Below are 20,363 nucleotides of genomic sequence, written 5' to 3'. Positions count from 1 at the left end.
GGGGGCGCGTTGCCATGTTTGGGAGGTCTATGATGGCTTGGCCGAATGGGTATGGCAGACAAATACTGGCGGAGGTCGATAGCACCAACCTCGAAGCCGCTCGCGTCTTGCCGAATTTGGCAGGCCCCAAATGGATCTGCGCCTTGCGCCAAACTGCAGCCCGCGGACGCAGGGGCAGGGCTTGGTCGAACCCTCCGGGAAATTTCGCGGCGACACTGGTGATGCGTCCGCTTGAGACGCCAAATGTTGTGGCGCTTCGGTCTTTCGTAGCCTCTCTTGCGCTTTACGATGCTTTTGTAATGCTGACAGGTATCGAAACAGGGTTGTCCCTGAAGTGGCCAAACGATGTGCTTATGAACGGTGGCAAGGTGGCAGGAATTCTGCTCGAAGGGTTGCCGGGCGGGGGGCTTGCTATTGGGATCGGGGTCAATCTGATAGCCGCCCCGTCAGCGGAGGACGTGGAACCCGGCGCAGTATCTCCTGTGTCGTTCCTGGCGGAAACGGGTGTCAGGGTGACGCCTGACCAGATGCTTGATGCATTGGCAGAGGCCTACGCTCGGCGCGAAGCGAGCTTTGTAACATACGGATTTTTGCCGATACGAGAGGCTTGGTTGGCGCGCGCCGCGCGTCTTGGGGAAAAGATGATTGCGCGTACCGGGACGCAAGAGATCGCCGGCGTGTTCGAGACGGTGGACGCCACCGGGCAACTTGTCCTAAACACCCCCTCAGGCCGGATGAACATCGCGGCCGCAGACGTATTCTTCTAAAGGGACTGATGTCTATGCTGCTTGCCATTGATTGCGGTAACACGAATACCGTTTTCTCTATCTGGGATGGGGCGAGCTTTATCGCGACGTGGCGCACTGCAACGGAACATCACCGAACCGCAGATCAATACTACGTGTGGCTGTCGACATTGATGGAGTTTCAAAGAATTGACGCCAAGATCACCGATGTGATCATCTCGTCGACGGTTCCACGCGTTGTCTGGAACCTGCGGGTTCTGGCGGATCGATATTTTGCGACGCGCCCGATTGTCGTGGGAAAACCCGACTGTGAGCTTCCGATAGAGACGCGGGTGGATGCAGGCACAGCGGTAGGTCCGGATCGATTGGTGAACACCGTTGCGGGCTACGATAAGTTTGGCGGCGATCTGGTGATCGTGGACTTTGGAACGGCCACCACTTTCGACGTGGTGGCAAAGGATGGCGCTTACGAGGGTGGTGTGATTGCACCGGGTGTGAACCTGAGCCTTGAGGCGCTTCACCAGGCCGCAGCGGCGCTGCCGCATGTGGATATCTCACGTCCAGCGCAGGTTGTTGGGACGAACACGGTCGCCTGTATGCAGTCAGGCGTGTTCTGGGGCTATGTGGGCCTTGTCCGCGAGATATGCGAGCGCATCAAGGATGAACGTGGGCGTGACATGAAGGTGATCGCCACAGGAGGGCTGGCGCCCTTGTTCCAAGCGGCCGTGCCGCTATTTGATGCCTTTGACGAATTTTTGACGATGCACGGGCTGACCGTGATTTACGACCATAACAAGGCGCGTGCTCATGCGGAGTAGGGTGCCTGAGACAGAGGCGAAAGCATGAGCGAAGAACGTTTGATCTACCTCCCCCTTGGTGGGGCCGGGGAGATTGGTATGAATTGTTATGTCTATGGCTATGGCAAGCCGGGCGAAGAGCGCCTGATTGTCGTGGATCTGGGCGTGGCATTTCCGGACATGGACGGGACACCGGGCGTAGACCTTATCCTGCCGGATATCACGTGGCTGAAAGCAAATAAAAATCGGATCGAGGCGCTTGTCATCACGCACGCGCATGAAGACCACGTTGGTGCAGTGGGTCACACCTTTGAGGATCTGGGTGTGCCGATTTATGCACGTGCCTTCACGGCGAACATCGCGCGTCACAAGTTGGCAGAATACGGCGTCGAAGGTCAGGCGGTGAAGACTTGTTCCCCTTGGCCTGAGACCACAAAGATCGGCCCATTTACGGTGGGCTTTTTGCCGATTTCACACTCGATCCCGGAAAGCTCCGGCCTTGTAATCGATAGCCCGGCTGGCCGCATTGTGCACACCGGAGACTTCAAACTCGACACCCAGCCCCTGGTTGGCGAAGCGTGGGATCCTGACCTTTGGGCGGATGTGTCCAAAGCCGGTGTAAAAGCATTGGTCTGCGATTCCACCAACGTATTTACGCCCACGGCTGGCCGGTCTGAGGTCATCGTTGGCCCCGCCGTTGAAAAGCTGGTGGCTGAAGCGCCGCGGCTCGTTGTGGCGACAACCTTCGCATCCAACGTGGCGCGGGTTCGTACGCTGGCAGAAGCTGGCGCACGGGCGGGTCGATCAATCGTACTATTGGGCCGCGCGATGCGCCGGATGGTCGAAGCCGCCGTGGAAACCGGCGTCTTGAAGGACTTTCCGCCGGTTGTTCCAGTGGAGGACGCCGCTTCGATCCCGCGCGAAAACCTGATGTTGATCGTTACCGGGTCGCAGGGCGAACGGCGTGCCGCTTCGGCCCAACTGTCGCGCGGCAAATTCAATGGCATTGAGCTGAAAGAGGGCGATCTGTTCCTCTTCTCTTCCAAAACCATTCCGGGCAACGAAAAGGGCGTGATCCACATCATGAATCAGCTCTCGGAAAAAGGTGTGGACGTGGTGGACGACAGCATGGGCGATTACCATGTTTCCGGCCATGCCAACCGCCCGGACTTGCTGACCATGCAGGACGTTGTACAGCCTCAGATCGTTGTGCCGATGCACGGTGAGCACCGCCATTTGCGCGAACATGTGAAGATCTCGAAAGATCGCAACCGTCAGGGTATCCTGGCCGTGAACGGGATGATGATTGACCTCACGGGCAACGCACCGAAGGTGGCCGAGTACATCGAAACAGGCCGGACCTATCTGGACGGCTCTGTACAGATTGGCGCGCTGGATGGGATCGTCCGGGACCGTATTCGCATGGCTCTGAACGGTCATGTGGTTGTTACGCTGATCATGGACGAAGAGGATGAACCGCTTGGCGAGCCTTGGGTTGATCTTATGGGCCTCGCAGAGACTGGGCGCAGTAATGTTCCACTGGTAGACGTTTTGGAAGCAGACCTTGGTCAGTTCCTTGGCCGTTCCGGTGCAAAGACGTTGACCGACGACGACAAGCTGGAGGAAGGGCTGCGCCGGGTGGTTCGGCAGACCTGTAATACGGAAATTGGCAAAAAACCTGAAGTCACCGTTGTGGTCAGCCGTTTGAGCTAAGCTTCAATCTGCGCGCCCAGTTTCAGGTCCGATTTCTGAGACTGGGCGCGCGTGTTCTTCGAGTAGTCGACGGATGCGCGTCAGCGACAAATATCGTGCTGTGCGACCAATGAGCGTGAATTTTGACCTCAGGTCTTTGTTTTGGGCACGACAGCTACACCCAGATTGCGTCCCTTCTCGTAATTCTACACCGTTCGTCATTTCGGTTAGCGGCGGGATATCGGCATTGCGTTGATGGACATCGCGGTGTCCGCCATGTCGCAAACGTCCAGTTCTTTTACGCGTGTTGGCTTCATTTTGAGCCTTAGCCGTTCCGATTTTGGTAAAATAAAACAATAGGGAACTTCGGCTGCGTCCTCACGTTGACCGTGGAGGGTGCAGTACGCACCTAATTGCCTATTAGGAGACTATGATGATCGAGAAAGCCGGTTCCGCAAAATGGATGGGTGACCTCAAGACGGGTAAAGGTTTGGTTTCAACCGAATCCGCCGCCTTGAAAGACCAGCCTTACGGGTTCAACACACGCTTCGAGGATGGTGCCGGCACCAATCCCGAGGAGTTGATCGGTGCGGCGCATGCGAGTTGTTTTTCGATGGCGCTGTCAATGATCCTAGGCGAAAGCGATTTCGTTCCCGAAGAGATCAGCACAACGGCCAAAATTTATATGGACAAGAAAGACGGCGGTTTTGCAGTTGTTAAGTCCCATCTGACAGTGGCAGGCAAGGTGCCGGGTGCTTCTGAAGAGGACTTCATGAAAGCTGCGGAAGCCGCCAAAGAGAATTGCCCGATCTCCAAACTTTTGGACTGCGAAATAACTATGACGGCAACCTTTGCGTAAACCGTAAATTGAAGAATGAAAAAAGGCCGCTCAATTGAGCGGCCTTTTTTTAAGCGAAGCTGAGATAATTACCCTGCGCGGCGTTCATCAAAACTCAGCGCGATGAACTCGGGCATGTGATCGCCGAGGCCGACCACGTTGTTGCCACGATCAGGGCGACGGTCGTGCCTGCGGTCATCGGTGCGCTTTGTATCAGTGCGTTTATTTTTCGGCGATGCGTCGCTCAGAGCCACTGAACCGGTTTTCTCGCTGGGAGGATCGCTTTTAACCTCTGCCTGCTTGGCGTCGACTTTTGACTTATCGGACGTCGATGTGGTGCGGCGGCTGCGAGTGCGGGAGCTTTTCTCCGGCTTTTCGTCAGTTGTGGTGTCCGCAGGCTTGGCGATTTTGGCTGGGTTCTCGAGGCGTGGGATTGCCTTTTGAAGCAGTTTTTCTACACCGTCCAAGTTCTTTTCATCGCGCGGCACACAGATGGTAAAGGCTTTTCCCGAACGACCTGCACGGCCGGTGCGTCCAATGCGATGGACATAATCTTCGGCGTGGCTTGGTACGTCGAAGTTGAACACGTGCGATACTGCTGGAATATCCAACCCGCGGGCGGCCACGTCAGATGCGACGAGGATGCGGATTTTATTTTCACGGAACCCTTCAAGGGTGCGCGTGCGGTGGGATTGGTCGAGGTCCCCGTGGATCGGTTCTGCATCGTAGCCGTATTTCTTCAGCGACTTCGCTACAATATCCACGTCGACCTTGCGATTGCAGAAAACGATGGCACGGTCGCAAGCGTCGCCTTCTGCATCCAGCAGAGCACGCAAAACGGCACGCTTTTCACTGCCTTCACGGTCTTTGCGCGATGGCGAAAAGGCGATGGCAGCCTGCTCAATCGTCTCTGAAGCGGTGGCCTGACGGGCGACTTCAATGCGCGCTGGAGCGGACAGGAAAGTGTTGGTGATCCGTTCGATTTCAGGTGCCATCGTAGCGGAGAAAAACAGCGTCTGGCGCGTGAAGGGCGTGAGCGAGAAAATGCGTTCGATGTCGGGAATGAACCCCATGTCGAGCATCCGGTCAGCCTCATCGACGACCATGATTTCAATGCCGGTCAGCAACAATTTGCCACGTTCGAAATGGTCCAGCAGGCGACCCGGTGTGGCAATCAGAACGTCGACGCCCTTGTCGATAAGCTGGTCTTGTTCCTTGAAGGAAACGCCGCCAATCAGAAGTGCCTTCGTCAGTTTCACGTATTGCGAATAAGTGTCGAAGTTCTCCGCAACCTGTGCCGCCAATTCACGGGTCGGGCAGAGCACAAGTGAGCGCGGCATCCGAGCGCGTGCGCGGCCACGCGCAAGTTTGGTGATCATGGGCAGCGTAAACGACGCGGTCTTGCCGGTGCCGGTCTGCGCAATCCCCAGCACATCCTTGCCATCCAGAGCGGGGGGAATCGCTCCAGCCTGAATCGGCGTGGGCGTTTCGTATCCGGCCTCTTCGACGGCTTTTAGGACTTTGGGGCTGAGGTTCAGATCAGAGAATTTTGTCATGTATGTCCGTGTGATTGCGGACACAGAGACTTGGCCCGCGCGTATGTATGGGGGACGGCCCGGTCGGCCCGACCTCTTGTCGATTTCATCCCCTGCGCGTCCTATAGTAAAAAAAACGCGAAAGGTCAATCAAGCGTGGCCTTTAGGACCGGTTTGGCTTGTTTTTCCCGAATTGAAGACGGTTTTCAGATCTCGATCAACTGAAGTGTTTGTCGCGCAGTGTTTCTAGGTCCATCCGGTGTCTGCGCAGCAGCCCGTGCTTGGTGAGGCGATCACACAGGCCTGGGGTTGCCAAGCAGACTTCGTTGAAGAATTTGCGCAGTTCCTGTTCGCCGCCCTGTGCCTCCAAGGCATTGAAAAGCTCGTGATGAGACAACGCCCCGGTTCTGCGGACCTGTGGCTTCAGCTCGTCGCGATAAGAGCCTCGATCAAGCCGGAAACGGTAGGCATGTCGGAAATGCTCCCAGCTGTCGGCATGAAAATGAGCGAGTTCCGTGTCGGGCAAGGCCTCTTGCCCGGGGTTTTGCGCGCCGTTCAGGCTCACGTTGTGAATTTTGATTTGGAGCCCCTTCAGTCCGGTGCGGAAGAAGAGTTTCCCCGCCACATGGCTGAGAAAGCCGCCGGAGAGGTGAGCGCCGAAATTGGGAAAGCAATCTTCAGCCGCTTTTTGGCGTTTGGCCTGATCAATGTGGAAGGCTTTGAACACCGTCTCGCCGGGAGTGGTGCCGGGGCCGGGGGCCAACGCCTCTATCGGGCGGATGCGGGCGCAGAGCGCCCCATCAGGCAGGCCGGCCAATTGGTCGCCGATGGGACGGGTCGGCACGAGAAACTCGTCCACGTCTATATGGGCGAGCCAATCCACCTCGACTTTGCGATTGTTGCAGTGACGGGCGTTCAGGGATTGGCGCGTTTGATGTTTGACCGGACGGCCATTGCGCTTGGCCCAATACGCCGCATCGGTGTGTATTACGCGTAATTTAGGATGAGTTTTCAAGGCGGCCAGTGTCTCTGGCACATCGTCATCCAGATAGAGGTAAATGCGATGCGCGCCGTGTTCGAGATGCCAAGCAGCAAAGCGCTGGATCGCATCCAGCGATGCTTTGACCGTGGAGACAGTGCCCCAACGGATCATGGCAGACGTCCGAAAACGCGCGCGACCTTGGCATCGAGGGCAAGGTCCCGGGTGATCAGCATACCGCGTTTGCCCAGCCGTTCGCGCAGGTCGGGTGTGTCGGCGACCACCTCGTCAAAAAACGCGCGTAGACCGCCGTCCTCTTGCTGCAAGAACCGCAGCAATTCCGCTTGCCCCAATTCTGGGCGCTCGGACCGCGGGCGGTAGGAACCTTTTTCCAGACGAAAGTCGAGATGTGCCATGAAGTGGTCCCAACTGGGCGTGTGGAGATGAGCAAGCAGCAGGCCATTCGGCTTGTAGCGGTTGCCGGCGTCCTGGCCTTTGTACTTGAGCGCGTGGATCCCTAAACGAGTGTCGGGGATGCCGGTCCGGGCAAAGATTTTGCCTGACGTATGGGACAGAAAGCCACCGTACAGGTGCATTCCGAAGGTCGGATAAATGTCTTGCAGTTCCGCCTTTTTCACATTCGCCTGCGCATGGGTCAGCTTGAAATGGCGGGGCGGTCCTGCGCAGGCCAATGCCTCTGCCGGAGGGATACGGACAAAAGCCGCGCTATTGGGCGCATCAAACAGCAGCTGAGCAATTGGTTTTTCGCACAGCAGGAATTCGTCCACATCTATATGACCCAGCCAATGGTGCTGGGCAGCGGGGCCATGCAGACATCGCGTGGCGTTGAAGGCTTGGCGCAGCTGATGTGCATCGGGCCGAGACTTTGCATGGCCATCCCAATAGGCTGCATCGGTCGAGATCAGGTGAATGCGTGGGTGAGTAAGGAAGGCTTCGGCCTCGGGGTTCGGCTTGTCCAGATAGATATGCAGCCGTTCCACGCCGAGGTCGATGTGGTGCGCGGCAAATCGTGCGATCTGATCCAGGGGTGCATTGGTGGTGGTCACGAGGCCCCAGCGCAGTTCGGCGACGCTGGCGGGCAATTGGCTTTGGTCGACGGGCGCGTTTTGACGGGTCTCTGGCGGCTGCTTTGCACCCGGCCGCGGTGAGGCGTTATGGGGCTTTTGCGCACGCTTTGTTTCCTTCTCTGCACGCATCTCGGCCAGACGGGAAAAAAGCGCACGTTTATCGTCGAGCAACGTGTGCAAAAGATGATGTGCCAATGGAGCTATGACGGCGTCCCTAGCGGCTTCTGTCCAGAGCCGTGCAAGAGTGTTCACATCCAGCCCACCCCCGACCAACGCGTATGGATCCATATCCAGCGGCAGGTCTGCCTTTTGCCGGTGGCGCGCAGAGAATGGCTGATCCGGCGCGTGGTCAGAATACAGCCGCTCCGTCTCATACAGTTTCATCATGCTGAACAACGTAGACAGCGCCAGTCCGGTGCAGCGCTGTTCCGCGGTCAGCCCATGATCGCCGAAGGTCGTGACGGCGGACACCAGCCATCGCGAGTCCAGATGTGTCAACAAATGATCGCAGTGCTCAGCCCACAGTCGGTGGAACAAAACAGGCGCATGTTCGGGAATATCGCGCTTGCGCAGATGTGCGATCAACATGCCGTGTAGGCTACATAGCTCGCTCAGACCCTGCAATTCTTGTCGTATTGCGTGGCTTTTGCGGTGAAATCCGGAACGAAACGGGGCTTTCCAAGTCGGATCAAGGTTTGGATCAGCGACAATCTGCAGGGTCAACGGATGAAGATCCATATCAGGATCGGGCAGACCTTCGCCCTCCGCGCAGTCGATGGCATCGCGGCGGGTTTCGTATTGGGTCAGCAGGGCGGCGATACGACGGGGAGGGCTGCTCATAATCACGAAGGTGGGACATAGTTTGGGGCGGGGCAAGTTGCTTTTGAATGTAGAATTCGGCAGTTTCAGGGCGCTTTAAGCATAATCTTCATCCAGATGGAAAACTGGAACGCTGGCATCCGACGGATGAACCGCGTAGTTGGACGCGACACAAGTTTTGGAGGCAGCCATGGGTGCAGCATCGTTTTCCCTGAACGCGCGCGACGGCAAGGCGCGGTGCGGCGTGATTTCCACCCCTCGGGGCGATATCCGGACCCCGGCCTTCATGCCGGTGGGCACAGCGGCCACTGTGAAAGGAATGCTGCCAGAGAACGTGCGCGCCACCGGAGCCGATGTCTTGCTGGGCAACACGTATCATCTGATGCTGCGTCCCGGGGCGGAGCGCGTGGCGCAGCTTGGCGGTTTGCACAAGTTCATGAATTGGCAGCGGCCGATCCTCACGGATTCGGGTGGATTTCAGGTCATGTCTCTCGCGTCGCTGCGTAAGCTGACGGAGAAAGGCGTGACCTTTCGGTCCCATATTGATGGCATGAAATATGACCTGACGCCTGAACGCTCAATGGAAATTCAAAGGCTGCTTGGCTCGGACATCGTCATGGCCTTTGACGAATGTCCGGCGCTCCCGGCGGACCGCACGCGCCTCAACGAGAGCATGCAGCTCTCTATGCGTTGGGCCAAACGCTCGCGAGAGGCCTTTGGTGATCGTCCCGGTCACATGCTGTTCGGCATCCAGCAAGGGGGGCTTGAGCAGGACCTTCGCGAAGAATCTGCAAAGGCACTGACAGAGATCGGCTTTGACGGCTACGCCGTGGGCGGGCTTGCAGTGGGTGAAGGGCAGGAGGCCATGTTCGGCTGTCTCGACTTCGCGCCGGACCAGCTGCCCGAGGATAAGCCGCGCTACCTGATGGGGGTTGGCAAGCCCGCGGATATCGTCGGTGCGGTCGCGCGTGGGATCGACATGATGGACTGCGTGCTGCCGTCCCGGTCGGGCCGCACAGGGCAGGCCTGGACACGGCGCGGCCAAGTCAATTTACGCAATGCCCGCCATGCTGACGATCCGCGCCCGCTTGATGAACATTGCAGCTGCCCGTGCTGTCAAAGTTACTCGCGCGCCTATCTGCACCACGTCACGCGGTCCAAGGAAATGATCGCCGGTACTCTCCTGACATGGCACAACTTGCACTACTATCAGGAGCTTATGGCGGGGATGCGAGCGGCGATTTCCGAGGGGCGCTTTGCATCATTTCAAACGGATTTCGAGGCTGAGTTCGGTTCGGGCGATATCGAGCTGCTATGAGCGCACGGACGGGGGAAGCCCCCGCGCTACGTCCGTGCCGCAGTCTCAGGCAGCATTTCCGAAAGGCTGCTTCGTAGCAGGTTCATACCGCCGGGCGTCCAGCCGAGGCTCCGGAGCTTGTCACAAATCAAAGGACTGACGGGCGATGTGGCGCGGGTGGGCGGGGCGATTTTGCAGCCTGTAAGCCGGTTCACTTCGGTCAACAGGTCGTGCCGGTCGAGGAAGATATCCGACACATGCATTGCGCCCGAGGTCGCCGACGTGAGCGCGAGCCGGGCCGCTTGAGCGAGGTCTGTACCATGGACCTCTGTACCGCGACGCGGCGCGACGGGCCTGCCGTTCAGATGGTCTGCAAAAAGCCCGGTCCATTTGTGATCCTTGCCGGGACCATAGATCCCTGTGGCGCGGAGAGATATGCCTACCATTGGGAGGCTGAACAGGCGGGTTTCAGCCGCGGCTTTGACCTGCCCGTAGAGTGACTTCGGCTCTGTCGTGAGGTCTTCGCTTAGGTTGGTGCCCGGCGGCAGCCCATCGAAAACAGCGCGTGATGACAGAAAAATGACGCGCTCAACGCCTGCGTCGGCGGCGGCATCGAATAACCTCAGGGTGCCGTGTAAGTTGGCTTCTATGAAGCCCTCCGGATTGTCGCCCTCACCGCCTCGATAGCGCCCCGGCTCATGCTGAAACGCGGCGTGAATAAGTGTTGTGACGCCGGTCAAGTCAGGGGGAGGACCGGTGAGACTGTAGTCCCTGTGTCGCTTGCCCGCAGGCCCGCGGCCAAAGGTCAAATCGGCTAAAGGTAAAAGCCAGCGGCCCACCAGCCCGGTTGCACCAGTCAAAGCGATCATGTGGGGTTGGCCAGTGTCGTCAGGTCAGGGGGGGTGCCCTCTGCATAGGCGCGCCAGAGTTCGATCAACGGTCGAAGCTGTTCCACCTTGGCGTGGTCTTGCCATGGTTTTTCGTATTGATAATGCACGACATTTATACTGTCCCACCGCCATAAGTCCGGCAGATTGAACCATGCATATTGCAGCATGTTGAACGTCACAGGCAGGCCATGCCAGCTGGGGAAAAAGCTTTCCAGAAAGGTCTGATCGGTACGCTTCCAGAACGCACCGGGCGCATCAAGGCGCCGGAGCATGGCGTCGAATGTCTCCTGAGATGGGCGTGCGGTGAAGATGCCGGAGTTCAGACGATGGAAATCCGAGAGGCTTTCGTAGACGTTCGGTGCGGCGCAGAATTCAGGGTAGTCGAACAACACGTCTATATTGCGCAGAACCAAGGTATCGGCATCGAGAAAGACGACGCGGTCGTAGGGCAACTGCCAAAGCCGCAACTTGCAGAAGTTGTCGAGTGGCGTGTGAAAGGCCGGTTTTTCGCCTTTGGTGAAGGGGTTCTTTCCGTGAATTTCCTGCTTGGAGTGGGCCACGTTGAACGCATCCGACACCGGCAAGTGGTCCACGGCTATCATCTTTGCACCCAAAGCCACCAACGGGTCCAGCGCTTCGGACGGCACGCCACCGGTGTGCAAGACAACACACTCCGACTGCGTGCCTGTTACATTAAGAGAATTGAGCAGTGCTTTGGCCCCTAACGCAAAATCGGCGTTAGAGACCAAGGTTACATAGGCAGTCTTCATCAGGAAACTTCGCGCAGATCTTTGCCCTCAGGGTCGCGATCGAGGGTCTTTGCTATATCCTTTGTCCAGGCGGAGACGGCAGGCACACGAGAGCGGTCGATGCGGTGTGCATATTTCTTGGCTACGTCTACAACTTCGGAGAGCAGACCTTCGGCGAGGGTGGTGGGGTTTAGTCCGAGCGCAAGGAACTGATCATTGTCGACGATCAGGTCGTTTTCCGGCGCTTCCTTGCGGGGGTTGGGGAGGTTCTTGACCTTTGCACCGGTCAGTTTGGCCACCAGATCCGCAAGGTCGCGGACGCGGTGGGTTTCTGTCATCTGGTTGAAAATCTTCACACGGTCGCCGGATGCGGGCGCGTCACCGAGCGCCAGTTCGATGCAGCGCACGGAATCCTGGATGTGAATAAAGGCGCGGGTTTGTCCGCCGGTGCCATGAACGGTCAGCGGATAGCCGATTGCCGCCTGGATCAAGAAGCGATTGAGCACAGTGCCATAGTCGCCATCGTAGTCGAAGCGATTGATAAGCTGTTCGTGCTTGCGGGTCTGATCTGTGTGGGTGCCCCAGACAATGCCTTGATGCAGGTCCGTGATCCGAAGCCCATCGTTTTGCGCGTAAAACTGAAACAGGATCTGATCGAGCGACTTGGTCATGTGATAGATCGAACCGGGGCGCGTCGGGTACAGGATTTCCTGCTCCTTGGGACCATTGGGCGTGTCGATCTGCACGTCCAGATAGCCCTCTGGGATCGGCGCACCAACGCTGGAATAACCGTAAACCCCCATGGTTCCAAGGTGCACAAGATGTGCGCCGGGCGCGGATTCTACCATCGCAGCCAACAGGTTATGCGTCGCATTCGTGTTGTTGTTTACGGTGTAAACCTTGTGACGATCGGTTTTCATCGAATAGGGCGCCGCGCGTTGCTCGGCAAAATGGATGATGGCATCCGGTTTCGTTTCCGCCAGCCACTGCTTGAGCCGCTCGTATTCCTTGGCGAGATCGAGCAGATGGAAATGGATGGTCTCACCGGAGGTCTGTTTCCAGATGCGGCACCGTTCCTGAATGGAATCCATCGGGGTCAGAGATTGCACACCCAATTCGGTGTCGATCCACCGACGGGACAGGTTGTCTAGGATGTGCACCTCGTGTCCGGCGTTGGAGAGGTGTAGGGCGGTTGGCCAGCCGACGAAACCGTCGCCGCCAAGGATCGCGATACGCATTTGGAAAGCTCCTGCTTGCATGTCTTGCGCTGTGGCTACGTTGGTCGTCGGGTTAAGTAAAATGAAATATTTCTGAATTGATACAGTTTTGATGTCTGGAAGCCGCGCAATTTCGGCCTGTTTACTGGTTTGGGGCGCACTATTGATATGCTTTCGCCACAGTCTCCCGGTCAGGGTGCGAAGCCATACGTTACCACTGTACGGCATTCACGTTTGCTTAAAAGTCCAAGTCTAGAGTCGCGTCTTGTGATTGCGGAGGCATGATGACGTTTGACAAACCAGCTCAATGTGAGGCGTCTCGCCATTACCTTGAACAGGAACTCAACGACCTGTTGCAAAATGATCTGGAGGCTTGGCGCTTCATCCAGCGCGGTTCTCTGGACGGCGTCTGGTATTGGAATATTGAGAACCCCAACGACGAGTGGATGAGTCCGGAGTTCTGGCAGACCCTCGGCATCGATCCCAAGACGCGCCAACACAGCCCGGCCGAGTGGCAGGATATTATCAACAAAGATGATCTGGCGGTAGCGCTGGATAATTTCAAAAAACACTGCGCAGATTCCTCTCACCCCTACGATCAGATCGTGCGATATCGGCACGCGGATGGGTCGACCGTCTGGGTACGGTGCCGTGGTATCGCCGTACGAGACAAAAAGGGCCGCGCTATCCGCATGTTGGGTGCGCATAACGATGTCACGTCGCTCAAACGGGCGGAGCAACGGGCACTCGAGGCGGAAAGCCGCAAGTTGCGGCTCGCCACGGACGAAATGCAGGCACTGGCCTACAGCCTTGCTCACGACCTGAAGGCTCCCGTGCAAACCTCCCGCCGTCTCGTAGAAGAAGTTTTGCGTGACGGTGACACACTTGACGAGGAGCAAATTGATTTGCTCGGTCATGCCTTTGCGACAATGGGCCGAATGCAGACGCTGGTGGATGATGTGCTGAATTTCGCCACACTGGCAAAAGGCGACGCACAGATCTCCATGGTTAATGTTCGCGAAGTCGCGGAAGAAGTGCGCGGCGATTTTCGTGCCATGATCGACGACACCGGTGCAGAGGTTGTCATTGACCCACTGCCGGTCATTCTAGCGGCACGCACCCAGATCCGGTTGCTGTTGCAGAACCTGATTGCCAACGCGATCAAATATCGCCGACCGGGGGTGCCCCCCGTGGTCAGGGTCAGCACCGGAGAGGCCACCAGTCATTCCGTGTGTATTACCGTCACCGACAATGGCATCGGGGTTCCGAAGGCGTATCGGCAGCGGATTTTCGACATGTTCAGCCGTCTTCATCGGCACGATGATATTCCTGGTTCCGGTTTGGGGCTTGCCTTGTGCGCGCGGATCGCAGTCATGCACGGCGGGAGCATCGCCGTTCAATCCGGGCAGGGAGAGGGAAGTTGTTTTGCGGTGACACTGCCCATCGAAGACCATAGGAGGGACAGCGCATGACAAGTGACACCGGTGGCGTCGTGGCCATGTGTATCGACGATGAAGCCATTGATCTGAAACTGAATCGGCGAGTTCTGAAACGCACAGGGCTTTATGCAACGATCCTTGATTTCGTGTCGGCCGAGGCGGCGTTGGAGCATCTGAGTGCGAACCCCGAACAACGCATTGACGTGATTTTTCTGGATATCAACATGCCGCGGATGAACGGGTTTGACTTCCTCGAAGCGATCAAAACCGAGTTTCGCGACGATTTAGTCGAATGCGTGGTCATCATGCTGACCACGTCGCTGCATCCTAAGGATCAGGCGCGCGCGGAGGCTATCGAACTTGTGCGGGAATACCTCAACAAGCCTTTGACTGATCTGGATGCGCGGCGCATCGCCATCGAGATCGGCGAGCAACGTTTGCCGGGTAAAGTGGGGCAGAGCGCTCGGGGGTGACGGAAATCATCGACTTTCGGGAACATAGGGTGTGCTGAAATGCACGGGAACGCTGCAGCTCTGGGATGCATTAAGCATGACAAAGGCATTCAGCAATCTCGAAGGAATATCCTAATGAGCAGTCTTTTTGATCCGATCAAGGTCGGCGCGATCGAACTGAAGAACCGCATAGTCATGGCTCCGCTCACGCGCAACCGCGCGATGGAAAATGACGCCCCTATGGAAATGCATGTGGACTACTACCGCCAGCGTGCCGGGGCTGGTCTTATTATTTCCGAAGCAACCCAGATTTCGCCAGAGGGCAAAGGATATGCTTGGACGCCGGGTATCCACTCCGACACACAGGTGGCACAGTGGAAGAAGGTTACCAATGCGGTGCATGAGGCCGGCGGCAAGATTGTGCTACAGCTTTGGCATGTTGGACGCATCAGCCACACCTCTCTTCAGGAAGGCGGCAAAGCACCTGTCGCGCCTTCGGCTGTGGCCGCGGAAGGGGTTCAGACGTTTGACGGCGAGCAAATGGTAGACGTGTCGACGCCACGCGCTCTTGAGGTGGACGAAATCCCTCGCATTGTCGCGGATTTTGCCAGCGCGACGAGAAATGCCCGCGCCGCAGGTTTTGACGGCGTCGAGGTGCATGCCGCAAACGGGTACCTGCTGGACCAGTTTTTGAAAGACGGTCCGAACAAACGCACAGATGCTTACGGTGGCTCATTCGAAAATCGTGCTCGTTTGCTGGGCGAAGTTTTGGACGCCGTCATTGCGGAATGGGGCGCCGGGCACGTGGGTGTGCGCGTATCTCCCTATTCTGGCGCGAATGGCGCCGAGGATAGCGATCCTACGGCCCTCGGGGATTTTCTTGCCGGTTTCGTGTCGGGCAGGGGGCTTGCGTATCTCCATATGATCGAAGGCCAGACTGGCGGTCCACGCGATCTTCCGGAAGGCGCCGACTTGCGGGCGCTCAAGACCCAGTTTGATGGCGCTTGGATGGCCAACAACGGCTATGACCGCGATCTTGCACAGTCCCGTTTGTCGGAAGGCCTGACCGACCTGGTTGCCTTTGGGCGCCCATATATCGCCAACCCTGACCTTGCGGAGCGACTTAAGCAGAACGCTCCTCTGAATGAAGGAGACACCAGCACATACTATGGTGGGGGCCGCGAGGGGTATACCGATTATCCGACGCTGCCAGAGAGCGACGCATGATACCTTAAATCAGTCACAGTTGCGCGCGGCAGACGGATTGGCGCTTGCCGCGCGCGCATTTAACGATAGAGGATGCCAACCTGCCACGACGTTCGTGACAGCGATAAGGAGTATCGACATGGACTACGGCAAAAGTGGCAATCCAAAGAGTGCAAAGGGCGCTCCGAAGTTTGACGACGGCAATAAAAAACTCTCGGGCAAAGACGCCCGCGGAGGCAAGGCTGACAAAGCAGAGCTTCTCGCCCGGATGAAAGCTGCACAAGACAAGCGGGCTGCGGACTGAGGCAGGCCGCGTCCTTGCGGGGGTTACACCCCGCAAGCCAACCTGGAAAAGGCAAAATATCCTTCGCTTGCACCGCGGGCTCGGAAGGGCCATCTTGTTCGCAATAGGCTGACACGAGGGTCGCAAGACCTGCTTGAAAATCAAGCAGAGCACCCCCAGATATAGTCTTCCAGACAGGGGACGACCCAAGCTGCCGCGATGCGGGGCCGGGGCGTTCTGCCAAGAACAGGAAACGCGAGCATGAAACAGCCACTCAACTCTTCTTACCCGGTGCTGCCGCTGCGCGACATCGTCGTATTTCCGCACATGATCGTGCCGCTTTTTGTCGGCCGCGAAAAATCCGTGCGCGCATTGGAAGAGGTGATGAACGACGACAAGCAAATATTGCTTGCCAGCCAGATTGACCCTTCGGTGGATGATCCGGACAAGGAAGGCATCTATCGCAACGGTGTCCTTGCCAACGTTTTGCAGTTGCTGAAACTGCCAGACGGCACTGTAAAAGTGCTTGTCGAAGGTCAGAGCCGTGTTCAGATCAATGAATACATTGAGAATGAAAACTTCTTCGAAGCCAAGGCTGAGTACCTGACTGAAATGCCCGGTGACCCTGCGGCGATCGAAGCTTTGGTTCACACCGTCGCCGAAGAATTTGAGCGCTACACCAAGGTCAAGAAAAACATTCCCGAAGAGGCGATGGCCGCTGTCAGCGAGGCGACCGAGCCTGCTCAATTGGCCGACCTCGTTGCCGGGCACCTTGGCGTGGAAGTGGGGCAGAAGCAGGAGCTTCTCGAAACGCTTTCCGTCTCGGAACGGCTCGAGAAAGTCTACGGTCTCATGCAGGGCGAAATGTCTGTTCTGCAGGTCGAAAAGAAAATCAAGACCCGCGTGAAGTCCCAGATGGAGAAGACACAGCGTGAGTACTACCTGAATGAGCAGATGAAGGCCATTCAGAAGGAGTTGGGCGACGGCGAAGAGGGTGAAGGCGAAATTGCCGAGCTTGAAGAGAAGATTGCCAAGACCAAGCTGTCCAAAGAGGCGCAGGAAAAGGCGGAAGCTGAGCTCAAGAAGCTGAAGAACATGTCCCCCATGTCGGCCGAGGCGACTGTGGTGCGTAACTACCTCGACTGGATGCTGTCCATCCCGTGGGGCACCAAGTCGCGCGTGAAAAAGGACTTGAATCGGGCGCAGAACATTCTCGACGAGGATCACTACAGCCTCGACAAGGTCAAAGAACGCATCGTCGAATACCTCGCCGTTCAGGCCCGCAGCCAAAAGCTGAAGGGTCCTATCCTCTGCCTCGTTGGTCCTCCCGGCGTCGGTAAGACGTCACTCGGCAAGTCTATCGCCAAGTCAACGGGGCGCGAATTTATCCGCATCTCGCTGGGTGGTGTACGTGACGAATCTGAGATTCGTGGCCACCGACGGACCTATATCGGGTCCATGCCGGGCAAGATCATTCAGGCCTTGAAAAAAGCGAAGACCACGAACCCGCTTATCCTGCTCGATGAAATCGACAAGATGGGTCAGGATTTCCGCGGCGACCCGGCGTCGGCGATGCTTGAAGTGCTCGATCCGGAGCAGAACGGGACCTTCGTGGATCACTACCTTGAGGTTGAATACGATCTGTCGAACGTCATGTTCGTGACCACGTCGAACAGCTATAACATGCCTGGGCCGTTGCTGGATCGGATGGAAATCATCTCGCTCTCCGGCTACACAGAAGATGAAAAGCTGGAGATTTCCAAGCGTCACTTACTTGGTAAGGTTGTGAAAAATCACGGGCTTAAAAAGAGCGAGTTCGAGGTGTCCGACGAAGCTTTGGTCGACATCGTGCGGTATTACACTCGCGAAGCTGGCGTGCGGAACATGGAGCGTGAGATCGCTAAACTTGCGCGCAAAGCGGTAACCAAGATCGTCAAGAAGGAGACCGACAAGGTCGTCGTGACAGCCGAAAATCTTCACGAGTTCCTTGGGGTTCGCAAGCATCGTTATGGTCTGGCAGAGGATGAACACCAGATTGGTGTCGTTACGGGTTTGGCTTGGACATCCGTTGGTGGCGACCTTCTTCACATTGAGGCGCTAAAGCTGCCCGGGAAAGGTCGGATGAAGACCACCGGTAAGCTTGGCGACGTCATGAAGGAGTCGATTGATGCGGCTTCGTCTTATGTTCGGTCGATCTCTCCCATGATTGGAGTGAAACCACCAAAGTTCGATAAGCTGGACATCCACGTTCACGTTCCGGATGGCGCGACGCCGAAGGACGGGCCATCTGCCGGCTTAGCTATGGTGACGTCTATCGTGTCAGTTCTGACACAGATCCCTGTTCGCAAAGATATCGCTATGACTGGCGAAGTGTCGTTGCGCGGCAATGCCATGCCCATTGGTGGCCTGAAGGAAAAACTGTTGGCGGCTTTGCGCGGGGGGATAAAGACGGTCTTCATCCCTGAAGAAAACGAAAAGGACTTGGCCGATATTCCGGACAACGTGAAGGAAGGTCTTCAGATTATTCCAGTCAAACACGTGTCTGAAGTTTTGGCGCAGGCGCTGGTATCGAAGCCAGAACCCATTGAATGGGACGAGGCTGCAGAAGAAGCGGCAGCTGCAGCGGCGGCGTCTAAGCCGGATGACAATCGAAGCGCTACAGCGCACTGAAGCTGCGCGATCTGATTGTTTTAATAGTACGCCCGGTACGGTCCTCGTGCCGGGCGTATTAAAATCTCTTTGGACCGGGGTCTGCGAGTCTAAAGATTGATTTGCAATGCGGTTCAAAATCTTCAATTCCCGGCGGTCTATGGCGCGGTCGTAAGTATCAGCAGCGGCGCATTTTTATCCATTCCGGAACGGACCCAGCATTTCGAGATCAGGCTCATTGCTGACTCTGCAGGCCGGCAGTCAAAAACTTGGATAATCCCGAAAAACTAGAGCATCTTCACAAGTGGAGTTTTCTCGGCAAGGTATCTGAGTGGCTTATGCAATCATTCTCTCGAACAAGAGGAGTTCATGCTCTGATCTTGAACAGCAACGAGTGACCCAACAGGGCTATTGGCGGAATACTCCCATCTATGAAGCTGAAAACAGCCGTAGAAATCCTACGGCCAGACCTCATTAAAATGCGGGATTTCGGAGGCAAGCAACTGTTGGCAGGGCACCTCCTATCGGTTTAACGTTGCCTCATAAAAAAAAGTGACTGCGGAGAGCCGTGGCGCAACAATCGATCAGAGGCAGGTATCATGACAAGCACGAGCAAGCCGACGAGTCGTTGGTCTAAAACGCGTGAATTCTCTACGTCCACACGTGGCATCGCGACCATAATCGAGCGTGTCGAACCCCCGCTCATAACCATTGGTACAGATGAAAACGTCCTACACGAGGATTCAGAAACTTGGGGCGTCTCCCGAGAGACAAAGCAGCCCCAGATTGTTCAAGTTTCAGCTCTGCCGCTCGTTCCTCAGCCCGAGATGAAAAAGAAGGAGCTCGTCGAAGCTGCCGTAGCACGCTCCGGCGTGAAAAAACGCGACGCTAAGCTGGCCATAGAAGCGGCGCTCGCCGTCTTGGGGGAAGCTTTGGCTGAAGGCCGTGAATTGAACCTTTTACCGCTGGGAAAACTCAAGGTCACAGGCATGAAAAAGGGTGGCAATGCTCAGATCATCAACGCCCGAGTGCGTCAGCCAGAAGAGAGCGGAATTTCTGTCCAAGACCCTCTTGCACAGGCTGCGGAGTGAGTCTAAAAGCCGCGCTACCGGGTGATTAGCTCAGTGGTAGAGCGCTTCGTTCACATCGAAGATGTCAGGAGTTCAAATCTCTTATCACCCACCATTCCCCTATTGATGCTGAGATCTTGCAGACTGGTGAAATCTCACTCGGTTTAATGGCGCCGCTGTCGTGTGAATTGGGGTATCCCCAGGCCACATACTTCCTCACGTACACTTGCCGATGGCTTCTCTGATGGGCAGGCCAAGTGCGTTGAAGCGGCTCATTGCGGGAACGCAGACCTGAAGGTCGATGGTCGTTGCCGTCAAATTGCACCGTCATCAGCGCATTCCTAGACGTTTCGTCTCGATGTGGTTCCCGTAGTGGGATCCGCTCCACTTTCGCCTGACCGCGCATCCAACGTATTTCAAGGCCTGGAAGACAGTCAGAGGTGGCTCGGCTTGTCCGAACGGTTTCCTGGCGTTTGCGATGTGATTTTCCGCCTTGGTTATGCTGGAGCAAAGCATTCCAAATGACCTGCCCCCTTCTGGTCCCTCACTTATAACGAGAGTCTGCAGGTTGGGTTTGGGTATTCGGCTTCGCCGTCTGGCGCAAGCGCGCCGGGCGC

The 20,363-nt window shown here is 56.8% G+C and carries 17 protein-coding genes and 1 tRNA gene; 12 read left to right on the top strand and 6 right to left on the bottom strand.

Going from position 1 to position 20,363, the window contains the following annotated elements:
* The first annotated feature begins 29 nt into the window (after positions 1-29).
* The 4 genes from GGQ68_RS22005 to GGQ68_RS21990 all read left to right on the top strand — a co-directional run bounded on the left by GGQ68_RS22005 (position 30) and on the right by GGQ68_RS21990 (position 4,094).
* Positions 30-767 (top strand): biotin--[acetyl-CoA-carboxylase] ligase, encoded by a 738-nt coding sequence (locus tag GGQ68_RS22005; protein WP_183969825.1) that lies wholly within the window; start codon positions 30-32, stop codon positions 765-767.
* Positions 768-781: 14 nt separating this feature from the next.
* Positions 782-1,564, top strand: a complete 783-nt coding sequence (locus tag GGQ68_RS22000; protein WP_183969915.1) for a type III pantothenate kinase — start codon at positions 782-784, stop codon at positions 1,562-1,564.
* 24 nt (positions 1,565-1,588) lie between these two features.
* Positions 1,589-3,256: a ribonuclease J gene (locus GGQ68_RS21995; RefSeq protein WP_183969823.1), complete on the top strand. Its 1,668-nt coding sequence runs from the start codon at positions 1,589-1,591 to the stop codon at positions 3,254-3,256.
* Between the two features lie 412 nt (positions 3,257-3,668).
* Positions 3,669-4,094, top strand: a complete 426-nt coding sequence (locus GGQ68_RS21990) for an OsmC family protein (protein WP_281374922.1) — start codon at positions 3,669-3,671, stop codon at positions 4,092-4,094.
* Positions 4,095-4,162: 68 nt separating this feature from the next.
* Here the strand turns inward: GGQ68_RS21990 and GGQ68_RS21985 are convergent, their stop codons facing one another.
* From GGQ68_RS21985 to GGQ68_RS21975, 3 genes are all read right to left on the bottom strand, one after another.
* On the bottom strand, positions 4,163-5,629 hold the full coding sequence (locus tag GGQ68_RS21985; protein WP_183969819.1) for a DEAD/DEAH box helicase: 1,467 nt from the start codon (positions 5,627-5,629) through the stop codon (positions 4,163-4,165).
* 196 nt (positions 5,630-5,825) lie between these two features.
* Positions 5,826-6,761, bottom strand: coding sequence for a glycosyltransferase family 2 protein (locus GGQ68_RS21980; protein ID WP_183969817.1), 936 nt, complete (start codon positions 6,759-6,761; stop codon positions 5,826-5,828).
* On the bottom strand, positions 6,758-8,515 hold the full coding sequence (locus GGQ68_RS21975; protein WP_183969815.1) for a glycosyltransferase family 2 protein: 1,758 nt from the start codon (positions 8,513-8,515) through the stop codon (positions 6,758-6,760). The genes GGQ68_RS21980 and GGQ68_RS21975 overlap by 4 nt, the downstream gene beginning before the upstream one ends.
* Positions 8,516-8,684: 169 nt before the next feature.
* Between GGQ68_RS21975 and tgt the strand changes: the two genes are divergently transcribed.
* Positions 8,685-9,812, top strand: a complete 1,128-nt coding sequence (gene tgt, locus GGQ68_RS21970) for a tRNA guanosine(34) transglycosylase Tgt (protein ID WP_183969813.1) — start codon at positions 8,685-8,687, stop codon at positions 9,810-9,812.
* A 26-nt stretch (positions 9,813-9,838) separates the two neighbouring features.
* Here the strand turns inward: tgt and GGQ68_RS21965 are convergent, their stop codons facing one another.
* From GGQ68_RS21965 to GGQ68_RS21955, 3 genes are read right to left on the bottom strand one after another with little or no spacing between them, the layout of a single operon-like run.
* Entirely contained in the window at positions 9,839-10,660 is an 822-nt protein-coding gene (locus GGQ68_RS21965; RefSeq protein WP_183969811.1) for an NAD-dependent epimerase/dehydratase family protein, read from the bottom strand.
* The gene (locus GGQ68_RS21960) at positions 10,657-11,451 is read right to left on the bottom strand and encodes a glycosyltransferase (RefSeq protein ID WP_183969809.1); all 795 of its coding nucleotides are present in this window, start codon (positions 11,449-11,451) and stop codon (positions 10,657-10,659) included. Before GGQ68_RS21960 ends, GGQ68_RS21965 begins: the two co-directional genes overlap by 4 nt.
* Positions 11,451-12,668 carry an NAD-dependent epimerase/dehydratase family protein gene (locus GGQ68_RS21955; protein WP_183969807.1) on the bottom strand — a complete coding sequence of 406 codons (1,218 nt, stop codon included), beginning with the start codon at positions 12,666-12,668 and terminating at the stop codon, positions 11,451-11,453. The genes GGQ68_RS21960 and GGQ68_RS21955 overlap by 1 nt, the downstream gene beginning before the upstream one ends.
* A gap of 260 nt (positions 12,669-12,928) precedes the next feature.
* Between GGQ68_RS21955 and GGQ68_RS21950 the strand changes: the two genes are divergently transcribed.
* The 7 genes from GGQ68_RS21950 to GGQ68_RS21920 all read left to right on the top strand — a co-directional run bounded on the left by GGQ68_RS21950 (position 12,929) and on the right by GGQ68_RS21920 (position 19,861).
* Positions 12,929-14,119 carry a sensor histidine kinase gene (locus GGQ68_RS21950; RefSeq protein ID WP_183969805.1) on the top strand — a complete coding sequence of 397 codons (1,191 nt, stop codon included), beginning with the start codon at positions 12,929-12,931 and terminating at the stop codon, positions 14,117-14,119.
* The gene (locus tag GGQ68_RS21945; RefSeq protein WP_183969803.1) at positions 14,116-14,559 is read left to right on the top strand and encodes a response regulator; all 444 of its coding nucleotides are present in this window, start codon (positions 14,116-14,118) and stop codon (positions 14,557-14,559) included. Before GGQ68_RS21950 ends, GGQ68_RS21945 begins: the two co-directional genes overlap by 4 nt.
* 114 nt (positions 14,560-14,673) lie before the next feature.
* The gene (locus GGQ68_RS21940; RefSeq protein WP_183969801.1) at positions 14,674-15,765 is read left to right on the top strand and encodes an alkene reductase; all 1,092 of its coding nucleotides are present in this window, start codon (positions 14,674-14,676) and stop codon (positions 15,763-15,765) included.
* Between the two features lie 118 nt (positions 15,766-15,883).
* Positions 15,884-16,048: a hypothetical protein gene (locus GGQ68_RS21935; protein WP_183969800.1), complete on the top strand. Its 165-nt coding sequence runs from the start codon at positions 15,884-15,886 to the stop codon at positions 16,046-16,048.
* A 240-nt stretch (positions 16,049-16,288) separates the two neighbouring features.
* Complete coding sequence (lon, locus tag GGQ68_RS21930; RefSeq protein ID WP_183969798.1) at positions 16,289-18,697, top strand: endopeptidase La; 2,409 nt, start codon at positions 16,289-16,291, stop codon at positions 18,695-18,697.
* A 578-nt stretch (positions 18,698-19,275) separates the two neighbouring features.
* The gene (locus GGQ68_RS24490; RefSeq protein ID WP_246429504.1) at positions 19,276-19,767 is read left to right on the top strand and encodes an HU family DNA-binding protein; all 492 of its coding nucleotides are present in this window, start codon (positions 19,276-19,278) and stop codon (positions 19,765-19,767) included.
* Positions 19,768-19,786: 19 nt separating this feature from the next.
* Positions 19,787-19,861, top strand: a tRNA-Val gene (locus GGQ68_RS21920).
* Positions 19,862-20,363: the final 502 nt, after the last annotated feature.

The organism is Sagittula marina (assembly GCF_014196795.1).
Classification (GTDB): Bacteria; Pseudomonadota; Alphaproteobacteria; order Rhodobacterales; family Rhodobacteraceae; genus Sagittula; species Sagittula marina.
Note: the sequence above shows the minus strand (reverse complement) of the source record. Positions and strands in the feature narration are given on the sequence as shown.

What these genes read in the sequence shown, in the direction of transcription:
- GGQ68_RS24490 (WP_246429504.1), top strand. Translation starts at nt 19,276, where the DNA reads ATGACAAGCACGAGCAAGCCGACGAGTCGTTGGTCTAAAACGCGTGAA.
- GGQ68_RS21935 (WP_183969800.1), top strand. Translation starts at nt 15,884, where the DNA reads ATGGACTACGGCAAAAGTGGCAATCCAAAGAGTGCAAAGGGCGCTCCG.
- GGQ68_RS21955 (WP_183969807.1), bottom strand. Translation starts at nt 12,668, where the DNA reads ATGCGTATCGCGATCCTTGGCGGCGACGGTTTCGTCGGCTGGCCAACC.
- GGQ68_RS22000 (WP_183969915.1), top strand. Translation starts at nt 782, where the DNA reads ATGCTGCTTGCCATTGATTGCGGTAACACGAATACCGTTTTCTCTATC.
- GGQ68_RS21985 (WP_183969819.1), bottom strand. Translation starts at nt 5,629, where the DNA reads ATGACAAAATTCTCTGATCTGAACCTCAGCCCCAAAGTCCTAAAAGCC.
- GGQ68_RS21965 (WP_183969811.1), bottom strand. Translation starts at nt 10,660, where the DNA reads ATGATCGCTTTGACTGGTGCAACCGGGCTGGTGGGCCGCTGGCTTTTA.
- GGQ68_RS21990 (WP_281374922.1), top strand. Translation starts at nt 3,669, where the DNA reads ATGATCGAGAAAGCCGGTTCCGCAAAATGGATGGGTGACCTCAAGACG.
- lon (WP_183969798.1), top strand. Translation starts at nt 16,289, where the DNA reads ATGAAACAGCCACTCAACTCTTCTTACCCGGTGCTGCCGCTGCGCGAC.
- GGQ68_RS21975 (WP_183969815.1), bottom strand. Translation starts at nt 8,515, where the DNA reads ATGAGCAGCCCTCCCCGTCGTATCGCCGCCCTGCTGACCCAATACGAA.
- GGQ68_RS22005 (WP_183969825.1), top strand. Translation starts at nt 30, where the DNA reads ATGATGGCTTGGCCGAATGGGTATGGCAGACAAATACTGGCGGAGGTC.
- GGQ68_RS21995 (WP_183969823.1), top strand. Translation starts at nt 1,589, where the DNA reads ATGAGCGAAGAACGTTTGATCTACCTCCCCCTTGGTGGGGCCGGGGAG.
- GGQ68_RS21950 (WP_183969805.1), top strand. Translation starts at nt 12,929, where the DNA reads ATGATGACGTTTGACAAACCAGCTCAATGTGAGGCGTCTCGCCATTAC.
- tgt (WP_183969813.1), top strand. Translation starts at nt 8,685, where the DNA reads ATGGGTGCAGCATCGTTTTCCCTGAACGCGCGCGACGGCAAGGCGCGG.
- GGQ68_RS21980 (WP_183969817.1), bottom strand. Translation starts at nt 6,761, where the DNA reads ATGATCCGTTGGGGCACTGTCTCCACGGTCAAAGCATCGCTGGATGCG.
- GGQ68_RS21940 (WP_183969801.1), top strand. Translation starts at nt 14,674, where the DNA reads ATGAGCAGTCTTTTTGATCCGATCAAGGTCGGCGCGATCGAACTGAAG.
- GGQ68_RS21960 (WP_183969809.1), bottom strand. Translation starts at nt 11,451, where the DNA reads ATGAAGACTGCCTATGTAACCTTGGTCTCTAACGCCGATTTTGCGTTA.
- GGQ68_RS21945 (WP_183969803.1), top strand. Translation starts at nt 14,116, where the DNA reads ATGACAAGTGACACCGGTGGCGTCGTGGCCATGTGTATCGACGATGAA.